Source organism: Pseudoalteromonas sp. P1-7a (assembly GCF_001401855.1).
GTDB lineage: Bacteria > Pseudomonadota > Gammaproteobacteria > Enterobacterales > Alteromonadaceae > Pseudoalteromonas.
Genome location: NZ_LKDU01000024.1, coordinates 26,401 through 46,375 on the forward strand (window position 1 = coordinate 26,401; position 19,975 = coordinate 46,375).

General features: G+C 40.2%; 23 protein-coding genes. 7 read left to right on the plus strand and 16 right to left on the minus strand.

What is annotated here, in order from left to right:
- Window positions 1-89 precede the first annotated feature (89 nt).
- Window positions 90-1,241 carry an acetylornithine deacetylase gene (gene argE, locus AN389_RS14250; protein WP_055014916.1) on the plus strand — a complete coding sequence of 384 codons (1,152 nt, stop codon included), beginning with the start codon at window positions 90-92 and terminating at the stop codon, window positions 1,239-1,241.
- Between the two features lie 77 nt (window positions 1,242-1,318).
- Here the strand turns inward: argE and panP are convergent, their stop codons facing one another.
- Entirely contained in the window at window positions 1,319-2,947 is a 1,629-nt protein-coding gene (gene panP, locus AN389_RS14255; RefSeq protein ID WP_055014915.1) for a pyridoxal-dependent aspartate 1-decarboxylase PanP, read from the minus strand.
- Between the two features lie 274 nt (window positions 2,948-3,221).
- Between panP and AN389_RS14260 the strand changes: the two genes are divergently transcribed.
- Window positions 3,222-5,102, plus strand: a complete 1,881-nt coding sequence (locus AN389_RS14260; RefSeq protein ID WP_055020105.1) for a GGDEF domain-containing protein — start codon at window positions 3,222-3,224, stop codon at window positions 5,100-5,102.
- Here the strand turns inward: AN389_RS14260 and AN389_RS14265 are convergent.
- From AN389_RS14265 to folB, 8 genes are all read right to left on the minus strand, one after another.
- The gene (locus AN389_RS14265) at window positions 5,099-5,764 is read right to left on the minus strand and encodes a tRNA (guanosine(46)-N(7))-methyltransferase TrmB (RefSeq protein WP_055020106.1); all 666 of its coding nucleotides are present in this window, start codon (window positions 5,762-5,764) and stop codon (window positions 5,099-5,101) included. The two genes, AN389_RS14260 and AN389_RS14265, sit on opposite strands and share 4 nt — an antisense overlap.
- Window positions 5,764-6,531: an ABC transporter permease gene (locus AN389_RS14270; protein ID WP_004588540.1), complete on the minus strand. Its 768-nt coding sequence runs from the start codon at window positions 6,529-6,531 to the stop codon at window positions 5,764-5,766. The genes AN389_RS14265 and AN389_RS14270 overlap by 1 nt, the downstream gene beginning before the upstream one ends.
- Window positions 6,532-7,461: an ABC transporter ATP-binding protein gene (locus AN389_RS14275; protein ID WP_055014912.1), complete on the minus strand. Its 930-nt coding sequence runs from the start codon at window positions 7,459-7,461 to the stop codon at window positions 6,532-6,534.
- Window positions 7,461-8,081 carry a flavin prenyltransferase UbiX gene (locus AN389_RS14280; RefSeq protein WP_055014911.1) on the minus strand — a complete coding sequence of 207 codons (621 nt, stop codon included), beginning with the start codon at window positions 8,079-8,081 and terminating at the stop codon, window positions 7,461-7,463. Before AN389_RS14280 ends, AN389_RS14275 begins: the two co-directional genes overlap by 1 nt.
- A gap of 1 nt (window position 8,082) precedes the next feature.
- Window positions 8,083-9,438 carry a UDP-N-acetylmuramate:L-alanyl-gamma-D-glutamyl-meso-diaminopimelate ligase gene (gene mpl / locus AN389_RS14285; RefSeq protein WP_055014910.1) on the minus strand — a complete coding sequence of 452 codons (1,356 nt, stop codon included), beginning with the start codon at window positions 9,436-9,438 and terminating at the stop codon, window positions 8,083-8,085.
- Between the two features lie 175 nt (window positions 9,439-9,613).
- Window positions 9,614-10,414: an undecaprenyl-diphosphate phosphatase gene (locus tag AN389_RS14290; RefSeq protein WP_055014909.1), complete on the minus strand. Its 801-nt coding sequence runs from the start codon at window positions 10,412-10,414 to the stop codon at window positions 9,614-9,616.
- Window positions 10,411-10,899 carry a 2-amino-4-hydroxy-6-hydroxymethyldihydropteridine diphosphokinase gene (folK, locus tag AN389_RS14295; RefSeq protein WP_055017606.1) on the minus strand — a complete coding sequence of 163 codons (489 nt, stop codon included), beginning with the start codon at window positions 10,897-10,899 and terminating at the stop codon, window positions 10,411-10,413. Before folK ends, AN389_RS14290 begins: the two co-directional genes overlap by 4 nt.
- Complete coding sequence (gene folB, locus AN389_RS14300) at window positions 10,900-11,259, minus strand: dihydroneopterin aldolase (RefSeq protein ID WP_055014907.1); 360 nt, start codon at window positions 11,257-11,259, stop codon at window positions 10,900-10,902.
- Between the two features lie 230 nt (window positions 11,260-11,489).
- On the opposite strand from folB, the gene plsY reads away from it, so the two are divergent.
- Window positions 11,490-12,101 (plus strand): glycerol-3-phosphate 1-O-acyltransferase PlsY, encoded by a 612-nt coding sequence (gene plsY, locus AN389_RS14305; RefSeq protein WP_055014906.1) that lies wholly within the window; start codon window positions 11,490-11,492, stop codon window positions 12,099-12,101.
- A gap of 2 nt (window positions 12,102-12,103) precedes the next feature.
- Here plsY and tsaD read toward each other — a convergent pair whose 3' ends face one another.
- From tsaD to AN389_RS14320, 3 genes are read right to left on the minus strand one after another with little or no spacing between them, the layout of a single operon-like run.
- Window positions 12,104-13,117 carry a tRNA (adenosine(37)-N6)-threonylcarbamoyltransferase complex transferase subunit TsaD gene (gene tsaD / locus AN389_RS14310; RefSeq protein ID WP_055017607.1) on the minus strand — a complete coding sequence of 338 codons (1,014 nt, stop codon included), beginning with the start codon at window positions 13,115-13,117 and terminating at the stop codon, window positions 12,104-12,106.
- Window positions 13,118-13,154: 37 nt separating this feature from the next.
- The gene (locus AN389_RS14315) at window positions 13,155-13,745 is read right to left on the minus strand and encodes a YjaG family protein (RefSeq protein ID WP_055020107.1); all 591 of its coding nucleotides are present in this window, start codon (window positions 13,743-13,745) and stop codon (window positions 13,155-13,157) included.
- A complete protein-coding gene (locus tag AN389_RS14320) occupies window positions 13,729-14,088 on the minus strand; it encodes a DUF2007 domain-containing protein (protein ID WP_055017608.1) in 360 nt (119 codons plus the stop codon). The genes AN389_RS14315 and AN389_RS14320 overlap by 17 nt, the downstream gene beginning before the upstream one ends.
- An 83-nt stretch (window positions 14,089-14,171) precedes the next feature.
- Between AN389_RS14320 and AN389_RS14325 the strand changes: the two genes are divergently transcribed.
- From AN389_RS14325 to AN389_RS14335, 3 genes are all read left to right on the plus strand, one after another.
- Window positions 14,172-14,609 (plus strand): DUF2721 domain-containing protein, encoded by a 438-nt coding sequence (locus AN389_RS14325; RefSeq protein WP_055020108.1) that lies wholly within the window; start codon window positions 14,172-14,174, stop codon window positions 14,607-14,609.
- A 444-nt stretch (window positions 14,610-15,053) separates the two neighbouring features.
- A complete protein-coding gene (locus AN389_RS14330; protein ID WP_055014901.1) occupies window positions 15,054-15,938 on the plus strand; it encodes a LysR family transcriptional regulator in 885 nt (294 codons plus the stop codon).
- 244 nt (window positions 15,939-16,182) lie between these two features.
- The gene (locus AN389_RS14335; RefSeq protein ID WP_055017609.1) at window positions 16,183-16,803 is read left to right on the plus strand and encodes a 2OG-Fe(II) oxygenase; all 621 of its coding nucleotides are present in this window, start codon (window positions 16,183-16,185) and stop codon (window positions 16,801-16,803) included.
- 62 nt (window positions 16,804-16,865) lie between these two features.
- Here AN389_RS14335 and ubiA read toward each other — a convergent pair whose 3' ends face one another.
- Window positions 16,866-17,744, minus strand: a complete 879-nt coding sequence (ubiA, locus tag AN389_RS14340) for a 4-hydroxybenzoate octaprenyltransferase (RefSeq protein WP_055020109.1) — start codon at window positions 17,742-17,744, stop codon at window positions 16,866-16,868.
- Window positions 17,741-18,274, minus strand: coding sequence for a chorismate lyase (locus AN389_RS14345; protein WP_055014899.1), 534 nt, complete (start codon window positions 18,272-18,274; stop codon window positions 17,741-17,743). The genes ubiA and AN389_RS14345 overlap by 4 nt, the downstream gene beginning before the upstream one ends.
- Window positions 18,275-18,428: 154 nt before the next feature.
- On the opposite strand from AN389_RS14345, the gene AN389_RS14350 reads away from it, so the two are divergent.
- Window positions 18,429-18,827, plus strand: a complete 399-nt coding sequence (locus tag AN389_RS14350) for a flagellar basal body-associated protein FliL (protein ID WP_055014898.1) — start codon at window positions 18,429-18,431, stop codon at window positions 18,825-18,827.
- 2 nt (window positions 18,828-18,829) lie between these two features.
- Here AN389_RS14350 and glpG read toward each other — a convergent pair whose 3' ends face one another.
- Window positions 18,830-19,651 (minus strand): rhomboid family intramembrane serine protease GlpG, encoded by an 822-nt coding sequence (gene glpG, locus AN389_RS14355; protein WP_055020110.1) that lies wholly within the window; start codon window positions 19,649-19,651, stop codon window positions 18,830-18,832.
- Window positions 19,648-19,965 carry a thiosulfate sulfurtransferase GlpE gene (gene glpE, locus AN389_RS14360; protein WP_055014974.1) on the minus strand — a complete coding sequence of 106 codons (318 nt, stop codon included), beginning with the start codon at window positions 19,963-19,965 and terminating at the stop codon, window positions 19,648-19,650. The genes glpG and glpE overlap by 4 nt, the downstream gene beginning before the upstream one ends.
- Between the last annotated feature and the right edge of the window lie 10 nt (window positions 19,966-19,975).

Sequence of the window (19,975 nt, forward strand, 5' to 3'; positions counted from 1 at the left end):
TATTTATGCTTAAAAAGTGAATTGATATTCATCATAAATACTTTTATATTGTTATGCAATTAAATTGAATAATTATTTTGGATTTTTTTATGTCTTTGCCGTCATTTATCTCAATGTACCAACAACTCATTGCTGCCCCCTCTATTAGTGCAATAGAGGATGATCTTTGTATGAGTAATAAAGGGGTAATAGAGTTACTTGCACAGTGGTGTGAAAGCCTTGGTTTTACATGCGAAATTATAGAATTAGAAGGCGGTAAAGGCCGATACAATTTATTAGCTAAACGCGGCCAAGGTGATGGCGGTTTAATGCTTGCAGGGCACACCGATACTGTACCGTTTGATGATAGCCGCTGGAACCACAACCCGTTTAAACTAACAGAGCACAATAATAAATTGTATGGATTAGGCAGCATTGATATGAAAGGCTTTTTTGCTTTTGTGCTGCAAGCAATTAGTGAACTTGATGAAAAGCAACAATCTCAGCCTATTTTAATACTTGCCACTGCCGATGAAGAAACCACCATGGCGGGTGCACAGCAAATTTGCAAGCACCCTAATTTAAAACCTGCTCGCTGTATAATTGGCGAACCTACTGATATGACTCCTGTATTTACCCACAAGGGGCATATGAGTACCGCTATAAGAGTGGTAGGCCGTTCAGGTCATAGCTCCGATCCCGAACGTGGACTTAACGCCATCGAAGTCATGCATAAAGTGATTACAAAATTGCTGATCTTAAAAGAGCAGTTAAAGAATAAATATTCAATTGAACATTTTGAAATACCTTACCCTACTTTAAACTTAGGCAATATTCATGGTGGTGATAATGCAAACCGCATTTGTGGGTGCTGCGAAATGCACATAGATATGCGCCCACTCCCGGGGTTAAGCATTAAAGACCTACAAGCTTTGCTTATTGATGCCACCCGCGATATAAACGCGCAATACCCAAACGCAGTAAGTGTGATTGATTTACACGACCCCATTCCTGCTTTTAGTGGTAGCACCGACAGCGCACTCGTTAAAATGGCAGAAAAAATTGCAGGAGAGAAAGCTGTTGCCGTTAACTATTGCACGGAGGCGCCGTTTATCCAGCAACTTGGTTGTGAAACAATAGTCATGGGGCCTGGCTCTATTAATCAAGCTCACCAACCCGATGAGTTTTTAGCAATGGAGAAAATAAACCCATCGCAAAAAATTATAACTGACATTATTAAAGCAAACTGCTTTAACGCTTAAAAAAGACTGTATTAAAAACTAATAGCAAAAATAACAAAGGCGCCCAATGGCGCCTTTGCTTTAGTAATACCTATGCGTTACTGCATATACTTACTTAAGTACTTTTTAAATACAGGGTCTGTTTTTGCAAGCTCTTTTTGCTCAGCTAAAATCTCTTTTAATATAACCCCCGATGTTAGCGGGTTAGCCAATACAACTCTAAATACCACTGTCGGTTGATTGTCATACTTTGAAGGTGTTAAACGAGTCCGCGATACAAACGAGCGCCCTGATTCACGTTGGCGTTTTTGCATACTGGCAGTGAAGCGGTTAAGCGACGCGAAAATTTCTAATCGTGTTGCGGCATCCGCTTGGGCTATAGCCTGCTTAATTTGTTTAGGCACATAACGGTATGTAAGTAAACACAACTCAGGCTCAGAAATCAGCTCAAAGTCTTCATCGGCTTTAATTAAATCTGCAAAGTAATGTGCTTTTTTGATACTACGATCAATCAGCATTTCGTACCCTTTACGACCAATTACACGTAAGCAAGCATGTACTAACATAGCCATACCAGGGCGGCTGCCTTCGAGTGTATGGCTTCCCAAATCTTTTGAGCCCTTACGTAATATGTACTCTGCATGGTGCTCTATTGCATCCGTAGCGGTTGGGTCTTTAAATAACACCAAGCCTGCGCCCATTGGCACATACATTTGTTTGTGCGCATCAATGGTGATTGAATCTGCGCGCTCAATTCCTTTTAGTAAAGGGCGATGCGTTTGCGATAAAAGCGTAGCCCCACCCCACGCGGCATCTACATGAAAGTGGCAATTTATTTCTTGCGCTAAGTCGGCCATATCATCAAGAGGGTCGATATTGCCGGTTTCGGTAGTCCCTGCAACCCCAACAATGGCCATAACTTTTATGCCTTGCGATTCAAGCTCTAAGGCTTTTTCGCGCATGGCATTCACATCAACCTTGTTATTTTCGCAGGTTTTTACACCCATTAAGTTTTCACGGCCGATGCCTAGTAAGTCAATTGATTTACCTAAAGAATAATGCCCTCGCTCAGACACTAAAACCGCTAGCCCTTTGTAGCCATAATGCAGCATACCGGCTACGAGCCCTTGAGCGGCAATGCCTTTAAAGCTGCCGTCGGGTTTTAATAAGCGGTTACGTGCAATCCACAGGGCCGTTATGTTTGCAACTGTACCACCGGAGCAAAAAGCGCCGAGTGATGTTTTAGCGCTGTGCATCCATTTAGAATAAAACGACTCATCTTGCGAGTAAGCTAAATGATGCATCATGCCTAGTACTTGGCGCTCTAGCGGGGTAAATGCTTTTGAGGTTTCTATTTTTACTAGGTTTTGATTAAGCCCCACCATTAACTTTGACAGCGGCAGTAAAAAATGAGGAAGCGCCGATGTCATATGACCAATAAAGCTAGGCGCAGCCGTGTGCACCGAATGGGCAACTAGCTGCTCCATAATATCTTGGGCGTAAGCAGATACAAACGTTGGGTTTTCTGGGATCACCGCAGCCTGAAAATCTTTTTCAATTTCATGTAATGGTTTTTCAATTGCCGCTATATTTTCGTTTAAAAACCCTGCTAAATTACTCGAAATTTCAAGCTCAATTTTGCTTAAAGTTGAGTCTGGCGCTTCAGGTACAGTAAATATACGCTTAAGGCTTTCTTTAGAGGCGACGGCACAACGCTTTTGATCCATCTTTATACCTAGTGTGTGTAGCTAAAACACGCGTTTAACAGTTAAAAATGCCAAACTATGGCGCTATTATAAGCAGCGTGCTTCTTTTAAAAATTGCGCTAACTTTACTGCAATATAAGTAAAATGTCTCCCTTTAAGCCATAAAAGCGGCAAAACGGATGACAAATATTGTAAAAAAATTTCAATAATAGGATTTTATTAAAAAGTCAGATTTTAGTTTTGGGCAAATTACATTTATGCGTATACTTAACATGTGTAACAATAAGGGACAAGTATGCTCACAGGGAAATTAAAAGGGAAGTGGTTTATAGCTGGCTTTACATTGTTTTTGGTCAGTTTATTAGTCTATGTTTATTACACCTATAGCTCTGCACGTAGTGAAATAATGCGCGCAGTAGATGAGCGTCTTCTAAATGCAGCCACTAGCGTAAAACATATTTTAGGGCAAAGTTACCACGATAGAATTAGCCAAGGCTACGATATTGGTTTTTCGGTTTACCAAACTAAAAGCAAACAACTCTCAGAGCTTGCACAAGCGCTTGATATAGCTTATGTGTATTCGATGGTTATGCGCGATAACAAAGTTTATTTTACCTCATCCAGTTACACTAAAGACGATCAAGAAAACGCACGTGTTACGCAATTTCTCGACTTATACCCAGAGGCCACCGACATCAACAAGGGCGCGTTTTATTCTACCGAGCCTGTTTTTGAGCAATCAAGCGACCAATGGGGTGATTTTAAAACTGTTTTTATTCCCTTCGTAGATAAATATGGTACTACCTTCATTACAGGTGCCGACATAACCTTAGATGATTTAAATAAAAAACTTCAATACAGCGTCACTAAAGCCATAATAACGGCGTGCTTTTTCTTTTTTATTGCGGTACTGGTTGCGGCCATTTATATATATTTGTTAAAGCGTACCCTAGCAACCGATGCCAGTACTGGCTTTGCTAATCACATTGCGCTTGAGTACTTTATTAAAAAGAGCCATTCACACCACATGCAACTTGCCATTATTTGGGTGAACGAAATTGAAGATATTAATAGCTTTTATGGCACTCAAATTGGCGACAACGTAATGAAAAGCTTGCTCAGTCATTATCAAAGTCGCACTCCACAAAACTGTAAAGTGTACCGGCTTGCCACCAATAAAATTGCAATTCTTGCACCTAAAAACTTCAAAAATAGCGAACTGAACGATTTAGTCGAATCGTATAACGCGAATAGCCCTGTATTAACAAATCCGTTTATTTATATAACTTACTGTGCTGGTATTGCCAGCGGTAATAAATCGTTATTGATTGAAAATGCACATATTGCAACACTTCAGGCTAAGCATGGCCGTGGTAAGATCATTAGCTACTCAAAAGTAATGAGTGATGTGAAAAATCAGTATCAGTATAATGTAAGCCTTGCTAAAGAAGTGCAAGAAGCGTTTGATAACAACCGCATAGTGCCTTATTTTCAAGCTATGTTTAACACCACCAATAATGAAATAGTCCATTACCAATGTTTGGCCAGAATGGTAACTAAAAGTGGTGAAATTTTAAAACCCGACTCATTTTTAAACGTAGTGAGCCGCTCAAGAATGGGTGGACTATTAACCCGCACGCTATTTAGCCAATGTATAGAACGCTTTAGAAAAACAGATATACGCTGGTGCTTAAATATAAGTGACAAGGATATTCTCGATCCAAGTTTGAGTGAATACATTTCCAACGAGCTTAAACGTTACCCTCACCCAGAAAACATAACGCTTGGCCTTTTTGAGTCACACGCTATTACTCACTTTTTAGAGGTTAAAACGTTTATTTCTATGGTAAAAACTAAAGGGGTAAATGTCATTATTACTGGTTTTGGCAGCGGTTATTCAAATATTTCGAATGTGCTAAAGCTTGAAGTAAACGGTATAAAACTCGACGGCGCATTAGTAAAACAGGCCGTAAGCGATGAAAATATAGCATTATTTATTGAGCATACAGTTAATGCTGCAAAGCAACTTGGTTTAACGCTCATGGCAGAGTCGGTAGAAAATATAAGTATTGAAAATGCACTTAAAAATGTCGATGTGGCGCTAATGCAAGGTAATTATTTTGCTTACCCAACGCCACATGTTAACTCCCCTAGCCAAGAGGAAGTAGTCGTTTAAAGGTCAATCACTAAACGGTGGCTTTGTTGGCCGCTAGCCCAGTATTTACGTTCAAACGGAGTAATTGCTTCGTTTGACTCATACTGGGTTACCTCACAAGGCTTACCCGCAAGCTCAAGCGCTCTGGCAAATTCTTTTACATAAATATCCCAGTTACTTCGCACCTCTAAGCGACCACCTAGCTTAACAATAAACGGAAAAATAGCCGCACCATGCCACCTACGCTGAATATGCTTAGACTTAGGCCAAGGGTTAGGATAAAGCAAATAATGATGAGTAGGCTGCCAATTAGCAGCCACAGCTAAACGCCAAAAGTCGTTTAAGTCAGCTTGTACTAAAATATACTGGCCGCTGTCTGTTTGTTTATACTCAACATCGTGCTTATCTAAGCGGTGTGATGATTTATCTATACCAATAATTAACGCATCTGTATGGCGCTTAGCTAAATTGGCGCTACTTTCTCCTACCCCACAGCAGGAGTCTAAAATAAGCGGGCCATTAAACGCTTTCACTTGCTCATTTACTTCATCAAACGCTTTTTGAGTATGCTCAGCAATAGGCTTTTTAAACTCTGCGTTTAAATGCTTGTTAACGATTTCATCAAGCTTTTCGTGTATACCCGCTTGATTAGATACAATACGACGTGAATTTGCATCGCTCATTAATGTCTAAGCCCCACACCTTTTTTAATTAATGTTAGTGCTAAAGTAAATAGCACCGTAATAAATACTAATATAACACCAAGCGCGACGCTTAAATCAACATCCGACACACCTAAAAAGCCATAACGAAACGCATTAACCATATAAATAATTGGGTTTATTTGCGATACATTTTGCCAAAACTCTGGCAGTAGCGTAATTGAATAAAATACGCCGCCTAAGTATGTTAGTGGCGTTAAAATAAAGGTTGGGATAATACTAATATCGTCAAAACTATTGGCGTAAATAGCGTTAATTAAACCACCTAGTGCAAACACCGCTGAGGTTAAAATTACCGTTGCCATAATTACAAATATATTATGTATTTGAATATCCACAAACAACAGCGATACACAGGTAACAATAAAGCCCACCATCATGCCGCGGGTCATACCACCGCCCATATAGCCCAGTACAATGATGTAATTAGGCACAGGCGCAACTAGTAACTCTTCAATACTTTTTTGAAACTTGGTTGAATAAAAACTAGAAGCAACATTAGAATATGAGTTGGTAATAACCGACATCATTATTAGCCCCGGAACAATAAATTCCATGTAGCTAAAGCCGCCCATTTCACCGATGCGCGAACCTATTAAATTACCAAAAATAACAAAGTACAAACTCATCGTAATCGCCGGCGGTACTAAGGTTTGCACCCAAATACGTAAAAAACGAATACACTCTTTAATCCATAAACTCTTTAAGGCTACGCCATATTTAAACATTTATTCGCCCCGCCCTTGCTCTAATAATCCTACAAATAACTCTTCTAATCTGTTTGCTTTATTACGCATACTCAAAACAGTGTTACCTTGCTCGGTTAGCGCGCTAAAAACTGCGTTTAACCCTTGAGATTTAGCCACTTCAACTTCTATGGTGTGCTCGTCAGGCATGCTAAACGAGTACCCTTCAAGGGTGACTGGCTGCGCTGGCTGTTTTAAATCAAGTACAAAGGTTTCTTTATCAAGCTTTGCAAGTAATGCTTTTATTGTGGTGTTTTCTACAATGCGACCAGTATCAATAATGGCAATATTTTTACACAGTAGTTCGGCTTCTTCGAGGTAATGCGTGGTTAAAATAATCGTTACGCCTTGTTCATTTATTTGGCGTAAAAAGTCCCACATTGAACGGCGCAGCTCTATATCAACCCCCGCAGTGGGCTCATCTAATATTAGTAGCTTTGGCTCATGCATTAATGCGCGGGCAATCATTAAACGACGTTTCATGCCCCCTGAAAGTGTGCGTGCTTGCTTGTCTTTTTTCTCAAGTAAACCAAGTTGAGCTAAGTACTTATCGGCACGCTTATGCGCTTCACTGCGGGTAACGCCATAGTAGCCAGCTTGGTTTACTAGTATTTGGCCAAGCGTTTCAAACTGACTAAAGTTAAACTCTTGTGGTACAAGTCCTAAATGCGCTTTAGCAGCTTCAAGGTCGGTATCGATGTTGTGACCAAACACCTCCACCTTTCCTTGGGTTTTATTGACTAGTGAAGAAATAACACCAATAGTGGTCGACTTACCTGCGCCATTTGGGCCAAGCAAGGCAAAAAAGTCGCCTTCAAAAACTTGTAAATCAACCCCTTTTACGGCCTCTACGCCATTATTATAAACCTTGGTTAGGCCTTCTATATTTAAAGCAACATTTTGCTTATCCATTATTTACCCTCACCATAACCCCAACGTTTAGTTAGGTTATGTTCAATGTTTAAATGATCTAAAATTCGCGCCACCATAAAATCAACTAAGTCTTGAATGCTCTGTGGCTGGTGATAAAAGCCAGGTGCTGCTGGCATAATAGTGACCCCTAAACGCGCAAGCTTTAACATATTTTCAAGATGAATTTCGCTAAAGGGGGTTTCACGTGGTACTAAAATTAGTTGGCCTCGCTCTTTAATAACCACATCAGCTGCACGCTCGAGTAGGTTATCAGATGCCCCTAGTGCAATAGCTGATACAGAGCCCGCACTACATGGGCATACCACCATTTTTTTAGGGGCCGCAGAGCCTGAAGCAACGGGGCTAAACCAATTATCTTTACCAAATACTTTTAACTGCTCTGGCTTGGCATTAAATAAAGCGCTTAACTGCTCGGTTGCTTTATCTTCATTAGCTGAGAGTTTAATGTTTGACTCAGTATCGAGCACCACGCGCGCAGCACTTGATATAAGTACATACACTTGAAATTGCTGAGCGAGTAATACTTCAAGCAATCTTAAACCGTAAGGCGCGCCTGAAGCACCACTAAACGCCAGTGTAATTTTATCTTTGTACTGCACATTATTCTCCGCTGTATTTTTTAGCTAAACCATCAACTAAGTGTTGATGTAAGCCATTAAAGCCGCCATTGCTCATAATTAATATGTGCTGATTTGGCATGATATTTTCAAGCACAGTGTCAATAATCATTTGCGTACTATTAAAACACTGCATACCGGCATTATCGGCTTGCGCTTTTAGAGACCAATTTAGGTTATCTGGCTCAAATAGCAGCACGTCATCGGCATCACTTAACGAAGCAAGTAGCGTATGTTGGTGTACACCCATCTTCATGGTGTTTGAGCGAGGCTCTAAAATAGCAATAATTTTTTCATCGCCCACTTTTGCACGTAACCCCGCAAGGGTGGTTTTTATTGCTGTTGGGTGGTGTGCAAAATCGTCGTACACTTTAATGTTATTTATATCGGCTTTAAGCTCCATACGCCGTTTAGGGCTAATAAACTCTTCAAGCGCTGCAATGCTATGATCTACGGCTATACCAACATGGCGCGCTGCCGCGATAGCCATAATGGCATTTTTAACATTATGCTCGCCTATTGCCTGCCAATTAACTGTGCCTTGAAGTTCATTGTTTAAAAGCACATTAAATTGACTACCATCAGCGCTTAATAAGTCATAATGCCAATCACCATTTAGGGTTTCGCTTTCGCTCCAGAGCCCTTGCTTAATAACATCATTAAGCGCTAAATCGTCTTTAGGCCAAATCACTTTGCCACTGTGAGGTAATGTACGCATTAAGTGATGAAATTGTTTTTTTATTGCGTTTAAATCTTCAAAAATATCGGCGTGATCAAACTCAAGGTTATTTAAAATGAGCGTTCGTGGTAGGTAATGTACAAATTTACTGCGCTTATCAAAAAACGCAGTATCGTATTCATCCGCTTCTATTACAAAAAAGGGCGTTTCACCCACTTTAGCTGACACACCAAAGTTTTGTACTATGCCACCAATTAAAAACCCTGGCTTTAAGCCTGCATACTCTAATATCCACGCCAGCATACTTGCGGTAGTGGTTTTGCCATGCGTGCCAGCCACCGCAAGCACCCAAGCATTTTGCAACAGGTTATGTTTAAGCCACTCTGGCCCCGATGTATACGGTAAGCCCTTATCTAACACATACTCTACACAGGGGTTACCTCGGCTCATGGCATTACCAATAACAACTATATCAGGCGCAGGCTCTAACTGTGCAACATCGTAACCTTGGGTTAGCTCTATACCTAACTGCTCAAGTTGAGTGCTCATCGGCGGGTAAACATTTTGATCAGAGCCAGTTACTTTATGGCCAAGTGATTTAGCAATCGCCGCAATACCGCCCATAAAGGTGCCGCAAATGCCTAATATATGAATATGCATAACTTTTTAAATCCTTTGGTACTTCGCACGTCTGTGAAGTTTTATGGCGCTATAATGCCAAATTTTAGGCTTAATGACTACGCGCGTCTCGTCAATTCATTGATGCTAAATCTGCGTTATCAAAATAAAAAAGCCCTCCAACCTAAGTAAGAGGGCTTGTTCGTATTAATTTAAATTACAGCGTTAAAAATACAATTAAACCAACACCCAGTAACAATCTATAAATTACAAACGGCAGCATACCCATTCGTTCTATCACTTTTAAAAACATGAAAATACAGGCGTACGCCGATAAAAACGAAAGGACTACACCTAAAATTAATGTACTCCAATCAACTACATGCTCGCCTAAAGCCAGCTCTATTGTGTAATAAAGGCCCATCATAGAAATAATAGGTATAGCAAGTAAAAACGAAAAACGGGCTGCGCTTTGTTTGTTCATGCCCAGCAATAAACCCGCTGTCATGGTAATGCCTGAGCGAGAAGTTCCTGGGATCATCGCCACCGCTTGAGCAAAGCCAATAAGCAGCGCTGTTTTCCAGTTAAGCTGGTAAATTGTTTTCATTTGCTTACCTTTGGCATCGGCGTACCAAAGTAATAAACCAAAAATAATAGTCGTGGCCGCTATAACCCAGGCACTGCGCAGGTACAGCTCAACAATGTCTTTTAGCAATAAGCCTAGTATCGCAGCTGGTACAGTCCCCAGTATAATCCACCAGCCAAGTTTACTGTCATCGGTGGTACCTTGAGTACCAAACGATTTAAACCAGGCGCTAAGAATATCAGCCACTTCTTTACGAAAATAAATAACAACCGCTATCAACGTACCAACATGTACAGCTACATCAAAAGCAAGGCCTTGGTCTTCCCACCCCAAAATTTGCGAGGGTAAAATTAAGTGAGCGGAGCTCGAAATAGGTAAAAACTCAGTAAATCCTTGTATCAGGGCTAAAATAATTATTTCTAAAATACTCATGGGTTAGAAAACTCCACCTTCCATAGTTTTTGTTGAGGGTTATTATACTCACTCCATAGCGCAGCAATGGTTTGCTTTGCAACGGGGTGATAAAAATTGGGGGCTACTTCACAAAGAGGCTGAAGCACAAAAGCGTTTTTAGTAATTTCATCGCGAGGTAATTGTGCTGGCGAGTCGCAAATAACGTCATCGTAAAAAAGTAGATCTAAATCGAGCGTACGGGGACTAAATTTTTTATCGTCCGCTTTACGCCCGTTATCACGCTCAATTTGTTTTAATAATTTACATACACGTTCAAGCGGCATTGATGTGGTAGCAGCCACCACCGAGTTATAAAAGTTATTACCTTTAAACCCTACCGCTTCGCTTTCAAACACAGATGAGTGCACAATATCTGTGAAATGTTGCTTGAGCGCATCAAGCGCACAACGAATATAATGCGCTTTGTTTATATTTGAGCCTAGGCTGATATAAATTTGCGCCATTTAGCTCATTGCCTTAGTGCGTGTTATTTCTACACCTACCGTGTTTGCTTGCGCCACAGCGGCTGGTTTGCTCACTCTAATTGTTACTTGGGGTGTATTAAATTCGGTTAATATAATAGTCGCTAATTGCTCTACCAAGGTTTCAAGTAGCTCAACCGGCTTAGCCGTAGCGTGTTCAATCACCCGTTCACTTACTTTTGCGTAATCCAGTGCTAAATTTATGTCATCATTTGCTGCTGCAGGCTTTATATCGCTGAGCATTTCAATATCAAAATAAAGGCTTTGTTTACTTTCTTTTTCAAAGTCGTATACGCCAATAATGGTGTCGACGTGTAGTTGAGATATAAAAACCTTATCCATTGATACTCCAAATAACTATAAACACCCTCAAAACATACAATGCATTGATTAAATTAATACTGTATATGCTTTAAGCAGTGTTTAAATATGTAAAAATTACTTCTACAATAGCCATATAGCTAGATTAACTGCAAAATACAGCAGTTAATAATTTTCACGATAAATTGTGCCGCCAATAATAGCGTAAAAGTGCTATCGATGGGTATAGCAATTAAAAAATAAGGGACTTTGTGTTAGCCATTTTACTGTTTGTTTTAGCCTACTTATTAGGGTCGATTTCATCGGCCATATTAGTGTCTCGGCTATTCAAACTGCCAGACCCTCGCAACAGCGGTTCAAATAACCCTGGCGCCACTAATGTGTACCGTTTAGGTGGGCCTTTTCCTGCGTGCTTAGTATTAATATTTGATATTTTAAAAGGCACCATCCCCGTATGGGGCGCTTATTTTTTAGATTTAACCCCCTTATCACTTGGTTTGGTCGCCGTCGCCGCATGTTTAGGGCATATGTACCCACTATTTTTTAGTTTTAAAGGCGGTAAAGCGGTAGCCACTGCATTTGGCTCATTATTGCCGATTGGTTTATCGCTGGCGGGGCTATTAATAAGTACCTGGATTATTGTAGTTGCTGTGACCCGTTTTTCTTCATTAGGCGCCTTGGTCACGGTGTCGCTTGCGCCACTGTATACGTGGTTGATTAAACCGCTTTACACCCTACCGGTAACCTTTATTACCGTGCTAATTATATTTCGTCATCGCACTAATATTATTCGCCTTTTTAAAGGGGAAGAACCAAAAGTGGGCGCTAAAAAAGCGCCCACTGATAAAAAAAATAATAATTAATGCTAAATCGCTTCTAAGCTGTCTATTGGCCAACGCGGTTTGGTTTTCATGTCGAGGGTGGCAAATTGGCCGGCTTTTAAGCGCTGCATACCGGCGTAGGCAATCATTGCGCCATTATCTGTACAAAACTCAGTACGCGGGTAGTAAACTTGTCCTTTCATGCCCTGCATAACACGCTCAAGCTGTAAACGCAGCTGTGTATTAGCACTCACTCCACCAGCAATCACTAAACGTTTTATCCCAGTGTGTTTAAGGGCACGCTTACATTTAATAACTAGTGTATCAATCACTGCGGTTTGAAACGCATGGGCGATATCTGCTTTGGTTTGTGCATCATCATCATTTTCGCGAATCGCGATAGAAGCCGCAGTTTTTAGACCACTAAAGCTAAAATCAAGACCAGGCTTGTCGGTCATCGGGCGTGGAAAAACAAACCGTTTTGCAACACCTTGCTCAGCCATTTTAGCTAATCGAGGGCCGCCAGGGTAATCAAGCCCTAACAGCTTAGCCGTTTTATCAAATGCTTCACCAGCAGCATCGTCAACAGACTCACCTAATACTTCGTACTGACCTATACCGGCGACTTTTACCATCATGGTATGACCGCCCGATACGAGCAACGCAATAAAGGGAAATTCTGGCACATTTTCTTCAAGCATAGGCGCAAGTAAATGCCCTTCCATGTGATGTACGGCTACAGCTGGAATATCCCAGCCATAGGCTAAAGAGCGGCCAATAGAGGTGCCTACCAATAACGCCCCTACTAAACCAGGGCCTGCAGTGTATGCAATGCCATCTAAATCTTCAGGACCGCACCCCGCTTGAGCAAACGCAGCATCAATAAGTGGCAGTGTTTTACGAACGTGATCGCGCGATGCAAGCTCAGGCACGACACCACCATAATCTGCATGTACTTTTACTTGACTGTATAACTGGTGAGCCAATAAGCCTTTTTCATCATCGTAAATTGCAATACCGGTTTCATCACACGATGACTCAATGCCTAAAATTCGCACTGTACTTCTCCTGCCTTTTTAAACTTTACTTAATGTATTATAACGCCAAGCCAATGTTGGTTTGCCCATCTGCAATAGCTTGTTTTTTTAGTGCCTTCACGTTTTCAGAAGTTACGCGGCCCATATTTTCTACAAAGTCGATTAGCTCACTCAATACTTCAATTTCATATTGCATTAATGGGTGTTCTCGTACGGCTTTATTATCGGCTACTTCACCTTCAACTGTCATTTGGTATTCAATAAAACGCGCCACTGTAGCTTGGGATATTTTACTAACGCTAATAAATTCTTGCTCGTCTTGCCCCATCAAACCATGCATTAGGCTTAAAAGCGAGGTAGCAGCATCTATTGCGGGGTAAGTGCCAAACATATCAAAGTCGGCAAGCTCGGGGACATTTGGCTCAATTTTTTCTACTTGTTTTTCGAGATCTATTTTACTTTTGGGTAGTAATATTTTTTCCCAGCAAACATTTAACGCACTGCGTAATAAGGCTGCATCACCAAAATCGGTGGCTTCACTAAATAAACCATAATTAGGTAACATACGCTCAATTAAAGCACTTGCTAACACCGCTTTTTGTAAGTAGTTTAGCTCTCTAATACGTTGAAAGTTATTCGCTTTTGTCATTTCTTAACGTCTCACATGACCAACAAAAATCAAATGTTGATCCATTATGCTCATTACAGTTAGGGCATACCCAATCTGGAGCGGATTGTTTTACTTGTTGGTAGTTTACCAATATTTCGCGCGCGTGGCGCTCTTTTATCGAATAAACCTGCACACTAACTTGGGTTTGTTCAAAGGGAATTTCGCCCAAGGCGCCTTGAAGCATTTCACCTTGAATTTGGCACTCAATTCCCGCGCTTAATAACAGCCCTTTGATTATATTTGCCTCTAATGTGTTATCTGCTTTGTAGATCGTTACCCACTGAAAGGCTTGGTGCTTATTATGAGTATTAATATTTTGCAATTATCACCTCAATTATTTTGTGTTTACAATATCCTACGATACTCTACTAAAGTGTATAGCAGGTAACTTTTTAGGACATAACAATGACACTTACTACCCCAGGTTTACTTTTCCCAGCAATCTCACTGCTGCTTCTTGCATACACAAACCGCTTTTTAGTATTAGCGCAATTAATCCGAGAACTAAATTCAAGAGAAGGCGAGTCTATTCGCCCCGTAGTCGTAGCGCAAATAACGAACTTAAGAAAACGCATCAAGCTAATACGCACCATGCAAGTATATGGTGTAGCCTCTTTTTTATTATGTACGCTATCGATGTTTGCCTTATTTATTGAATTTAATACCACGGGCATTATTTTATTTGGAGTAAGCTTAGCGTGCTTAAGCCTGTCGTTATTAACGTCGTTATTTGAAATTCATATTTCGTGCGACGCTATAGAGATAGAGCTACAAAGTATTGAAAACAAGCCCCTCAGTAGCCGCATAACTAAAAACTTTACGAATAAAAATAATAAGTCTTAGCGGTTTATTTTTCTAAAACCATAAACAATAAAAAAGTATTGGCAGACTTGATACTTTAAGTTGCTATGCATCATATCATTACAAATCACTAAGTAAGATTTTCGTATAGCCTTTTTTCTGGCATACTTTTTTATTAATTGATGCTAAATTATGTCTAAAGTATTACTTTTGTACGCTACAAAGAGCCTAAGTTGTTGTATTTAATATTACTTGCTCATTTAACTTAGTTTAAAATAGAGTAATAAATCACTATAACTAAGCCTAATTGGTAATACTTTTAAATGCGTCTTCTCTTTAAATAATACTAAAAGAGGGATATGCTGAGGCAAATATGTCATAAATTTGCAAACACAGTTATATATTAGGCTTCGCTTATAAGCGCTTGAATCTAATATTTTTGATGTTCGCGGCACACGCGACTTACTTATAAAAAGGGACTATAAAGTGAGATTTGAACAGTTAGAACAATTTGTAGCGCTTGGTGTGCTACGCCACTTCAGACAAGCAGCCGAACAAACTCAAATAAGCACATCAGCGCTCACACGTAGCATTCAAACCTTAGAAGACGAAATGGGGTACGAACTGGTGAAACGCTCAACCCGTTCAGTCAAATTAACACCCGAAGGTGAGCTGTTTCTTGATTACGCCAAAAACACCCTTGCCGAACTTGAGCATACAAAAAAAAGAATTTCTCAATCTGTTAATGGCAATTCAGATGAAAAATTAGTGATTGGCTATACCAATAAAGCCAGTAGTGTAGTGCCCGTATCATGCGGACAGTTTTTAGCGCAATACCCACATGTAAAAATAGAAATGCAATTGCAAGAACAACATGAACTTGCAAGAAAGCTCCAAGAGGGTGAAATTGATATTAGTGTTTATTCGCAGGCTATTAATAGCATCGGCAGCGACATACACCTACCGGACCAACTGGTGTTGTTTGTTTCTAAACACCACCCGCTAGCGAATAAAAGCGATATCAGCAAACACGATTTAGACAGTTACCCTATGTATGGCTGTTTTTCTCAGTCTAAACAAGTTCAAAGCATGCTTAACGAAGCTATCGATATGCTCAACAAATCAGCGAGTATTAAAGTAGGTAGCATTGAGCAAGTAATGTCAGGGCTGGTTAAGTCAGATCACTTTGCTATTGCAAGTATTGAACACGCCAATACGCTTGCTGAGCACACAGAGCTTGTACAGCTAAAAACAAATAAAGACTTAAGCCACGAACAACTTGTTGTACAAACAAGTCAACAAGCAGCGGTTGGCGAACACATTGACCATTTATTATCGCTTATCAAAAAAGCATCTACCGCGATTAATTAATCCAAGGAAAATAGCATCCAGCGTTGCCCTTAAGCTTTTAAGGGCAGCCCGTTTAGTCAATATTTCACTGTTCTACTCTTCTTTTTGCTAAGGCCTGCAGCACAGCAGCCTAACCTCAAAAGCACTTTTCGTTTATATGCTTACGTGGGAGGTTTTTTATTTGCTTTAGTAGCGCAGCACAAACCATTAGCTATTAAATTTTTTTAGGCTACACTGTCGCACCTTTTTTAATCAACTGACATGAATGAACACACTTTTTAGTCCTGATGTTTATTTAGATGCAATAAAAACCCACGGCTATGTTGTTATCCCTAACGCACTTATTAATGAGCTAGTAGAGAGTTTAATGACCGATTGCCACCGTATAAACCCGCATTTTAGCCTTGCAGGTATTGGCCGCTTAAACGATTTAAAAATAGATAAAACTATCCGTAAAGATAAAACCTATTGGTTTGATGGCAGCTCTCAAGCCCAACTAACTTATCAAGCTCTAATGGAAAGTATAAAAACAACATTTAATCGTCAGTTTTTTATGGGGTTATTTGACTACGAATGCCATTATGCAAAATATACAAATGGGGATTTTTATAAAAAGCACTTAGATGCGTTTAAAGGGCGTTCTAACCGCGTATTTACAACAGTACTTTATTTAAATACGCCCGAGCAAGGTGGCGAGCTTGTTATATACAAACCAAAAAGTAACCACATAGAAATAATAATTAAACCCACCGCAGGGACACTCGTTATGTTTGAAAGCGAGCGATTTGCACACGAGGTATTACCTGCCATTAATGAGCGTTACTCTATTGCTGGCTGGTTTAGAAAGAACGCGTCAATAAGTGGGGTAATTGACCCGCCACGATAAAAAAACATAGCCACAACAACTAGTGGCTATGCTGAGGTTAAATTAATAACGTTGAGATGAAATTAACGCGCAAATACAAATGACAAGAACAAGCCAATAAAAATGGCTAATCCAACATAGTGATTATTTAAAAACGCTTTAAAACATGCATCACGCGCACGTTTATGAATAAGCACTTGCTGATAAATAAGTAACCCAGCGGCAGTACATAAACCAGCAACAAACGCCAAGCCTAGCTGATTAATTAAGCCAATAAGTGCCAACAGCGCTATAAAATTTGCGTTTAATAAAAATATAATGTGACGGTCGTATTTACCAAATAAAATAGCAGTAGATTTAACCCCTATTTTTAAATCATCATCTCTGTCGACCATGGCATACATAGTATCGTACGCTACCGTCCAACAAATATTTGCGGTAAATAACAGCCATGCCTGCAGCGGCAATGTGTCAATTGATGCCATATATGCCATAGGTATTGCCCAACCAAATGCAGCGCCTAAGACCACTTGTGGAAGGTGCGTATAACGTTTCATAAATGGGTAGCAAAAAGCCAGTGCCAACGCCCCAAATGACAATAAAATAGTGTTGATGCTAAGTAGCAATACTAGTACAAAGGCGATGGCTATGAGTAATACAAATAAACTCAATGCTTCACCGGCGCTTACTTGTCCGGTGGCTAAAGGACGCCCTGCTGTACGCTTAACTGAGCCGTCTATTTTTCTATCAGCAAAATCATTTATAACGCAGCCAGCACTGCGCATAACAATTACGCCTAAGGTAAATACAATAAAGTTAACTAGACTTGGCATACCACTGTTTGCAAGCCATAGCGCCCAATAAGTAGGCCACAGTAATAATAATGTACCTATAGGCTTATCAACGCGCATAAGTTGAATATAAAAAGGGCTATGCTGTAATTGCAAAGGGGCTAATTTCATGAGTACAAATAGGCTCCGGGTAAAAATACTTCGCACACTAAAAAGTGGTAATCATTAATAGAAAACACACTACGGCGGCCTAGTAACGGGCGCATGGTTAAATTCAACTCTTTAACAAGTGACTGCAGTGCATGCTCTGAGTCAAAGCGTCCTACTTCAATATTGCTGCGGGTAAGTTCAGGGTGTTGAAAAATAACATCGCCTAAAGGGCGTGCCCCCATATTATGCAGTGTTGTTTGTGTACTTGGCAGCCAGCTTTGGGCATACACCATAGGTGCATTGTCACACAATAAAAGCACCTCACGCTTAAGTGCTTTATTTGTGTTTGAACCAAGTAATTGCTGCTGTGCATCGCTTAAAGTAAAAGTTTGCTCATTAAGCACTTTTACACTAAAACTTTGTGCATTACTTTTCAATTTAGCGGTTAACGAATGTGGCTCAAATAGCCACTCTTGTTCTAACTCAGATAAGTTATTTACCAAAGATGCACATTGCCAATTGGCAGATATAGAAAGCGGAAATGTAATCACAATAGCTCAATAAAATAAAAACCGAGACGATGATAACATTGCCAAAGCATTTGAAAAAGTGATGTTTTACTGCCGATAAATAATTGTAGAAGCTGTTTATTAAGCGCTATTAAGTATAAACTATTTGTATTAAGAAAATGGAAACACACTAAAGATGAAAAAAATAGTATACGCAGGTTTTTTAGCACTATGCCTAAGCTGTTTTAGCTTCTGGGCAAAAGCACAATCCACAGTGGGTTATTTTGGTTTTGAGCCAGATATAATTACCAATTACATAGGTGCCTCAAGTAAGAAAATGGGCTATGTACGCGTGACTATAGACTTAATGCTTAGCAATAACGCAGACATTGCAATTGTAGAGCATCACACTCCACTTTTACGCGATGCATTAGTAGAAATACTCTCAAAAGAGCCTGAAGAAAAAATAAAGTCGCTTACTGGGCGTGAAGAAATTAGAGCAAAGTGTGCTGAAAAATTAAAAAGCCTGTTAAAAGAAGAAACAGGCCAAGAGATTATCCGTGAAGTATTATTTACTAAGTACTTATACCACTAAGCTCACGCTTTTTTAGCATTAAATAAATGAGCGGTTACGGCGTAAGCCATGCCGCTTAAAAGCCCACCTAAATGTGCCCAATTAGCCATACCAACAAATAAAACATCTGCAAAGCCAAGTATTAGCCAAATTAACATAAAGCCAACAATCGCTGTGCTCACTAGCGCAGGCTGCTTAGGGTTTAAATAGCCGTGAATCCAACAAAAGCCCAATAACCCATACACAACACCACTTAACCCGCCGAAATTGGGGCCCACTATTATAAACTGGGCCCAGTTACTAATCAGTGCAGTAACCACAAATAATCCGACTAAACTGAGCTTACCGCATTGTTTTTCAATATTATCGCCAAGCGACATCCACCAAATTAGGTTAAATACAATGTGCATTGCACTAAAATGAACAAGTGCCGGCGTAAACCAGTTCAGTGGTTGGCTCGGGTTAAACTGCAAAGCAGTGTATATTTGCTCAAAACCACCCAATAAAAATGCAAAGTAAATAGCAACGCTTACAATACTGACGGTTTTATTCAGCCAGCTTAGTGCTTTAAAGCGCGCCACTAAATTAAGCGACTGCCCTTGGTACGTTAAGCCAGATTGTGTGCTGCCAACATCCCAAGAGGCTTGTTGATAGCGCTCATGATTTGGGTTTTGTACAAACTCAGCCCATAGCGGTTGCACCTGATGAAAATGTTCAGGCTTAACGCTTATAACCACATTGCTGCCATCAGGTGAGTGTAACTGCCCTTCTAAGCCTTGGCTTTTTAAGTAGTCTATAAACCCTTGCGCAGCGCGTGGGTTATTTAAGCTACCTAATTCAATCATCGCTCTACTTGCTCGCTGTAAGCCGCTTCCCAAGCAGTAAAGCCACCATCCATGCTGTAAACATCTTCAAAACCCTGCTCGACTAGGTAGCTCGCCGCTCCTTGTGAGCTCATACCGTGGTAGCAAACAATAATAATGGGCTGATCAAACTCTTTTTCCATCATAAATTGAGCTATATTGGCATTTGAAAGCGCTTCAGAGCCAGGGATATGCCCTGCTTGGTACGAGTTAGGATCGCGTATATCTGCAATTACTACGTCTTCTTTATCAAGTAGCTCATGTGTTTGTTCTATAGATATATGTTTAAAAGCCATTAAAATCTCT

Excerpts from the sequence above, each read along its gene's own strand:
- argE (WP_055014916.1), top strand. The coding sequence starts at position 90 with ATGTCTTTGCCGTCATTTATCTCAATGTACCAACAACTCATTGCTGCC.
- panP (WP_055014915.1), bottom strand. The coding sequence starts at position 2,947 with ATGGATCAAAAGCGTTGTGCCGTCGCCTCTAAAGAAAGCCTTAAGCGT.
- AN389_RS14260 (WP_055020105.1), top strand. The coding sequence starts at position 3,222 with ATGCTCACAGGGAAATTAAAAGGGAAGTGGTTTATAGCTGGCTTTACA.
- AN389_RS14265 (WP_055020106.1), bottom strand. The coding sequence starts at position 5,764 with ATGAGCGATGCAAATTCACGTCGTATTGTATCTAATCAAGCGGGTATA.
- AN389_RS14270 (WP_004588540.1), bottom strand. The coding sequence starts at position 6,531 with ATGTTTAAATATGGCGTAGCCTTAAAGAGTTTATGGATTAAAGAGTGT.
- AN389_RS14275 (WP_055014912.1), bottom strand. The coding sequence starts at position 7,461 with ATGGATAAGCAAAATGTTGCTTTAAATATAGAAGGCCTAACCAAGGTT.
- mpl (WP_055014910.1), bottom strand. The coding sequence starts at position 9,438 with ATGCATATTCATATATTAGGCATTTGCGGCACCTTTATGGGCGGTATT.
- AN389_RS14290 (WP_055014909.1), bottom strand. The coding sequence starts at position 10,414 with ATGAGTATTTTAGAAATAATTATTTTAGCCCTGATACAAGGATTTACT.
- folK (WP_055017606.1), bottom strand. The coding sequence starts at position 10,899 with ATGGCGCAAATTTATATCAGCCTAGGCTCAAATATAAACAAAGCGCAT.
- folB (WP_055014907.1), bottom strand. The coding sequence starts at position 11,259 with ATGGATAAGGTTTTTATATCTCAACTACACGTCGACACCATTATTGGC.
- AN389_RS14315 (WP_055020107.1), bottom strand. The coding sequence starts at position 13,745 with ATGACAAAAGCGAATAACTTTCAACGTATTAGAGAGCTAAACTACTTA.
- AN389_RS14325 (WP_055020108.1), top strand. The coding sequence starts at position 14,172 with ATGACACTTACTACCCCAGGTTTACTTTTCCCAGCAATCTCACTGCTG.
- AN389_RS14335 (WP_055017609.1), top strand. The coding sequence starts at position 16,183 with ATGAACACACTTTTTAGTCCTGATGTTTATTTAGATGCAATAAAAACC.
- ubiA (WP_055020109.1), bottom strand. The coding sequence starts at position 17,744 with ATGAAATTAGCCCCTTTGCAATTACAGCATAGCCCTTTTTATATTCAA.
- AN389_RS14350 (WP_055014898.1), top strand. The coding sequence starts at position 18,429 with ATGAAAAAAATAGTATACGCAGGTTTTTTAGCACTATGCCTAAGCTGT.
- glpG (WP_055020110.1), bottom strand. The coding sequence starts at position 19,651 with ATGATTGAATTAGGTAGCTTAAATAACCCACGCGCTGCGCAAGGGTTT.
- glpE (WP_055014974.1), bottom strand. The coding sequence starts at position 19,965 with ATGGCTTTTAAACATATATCTATAGAACAAACACATGAGCTACTTGAT.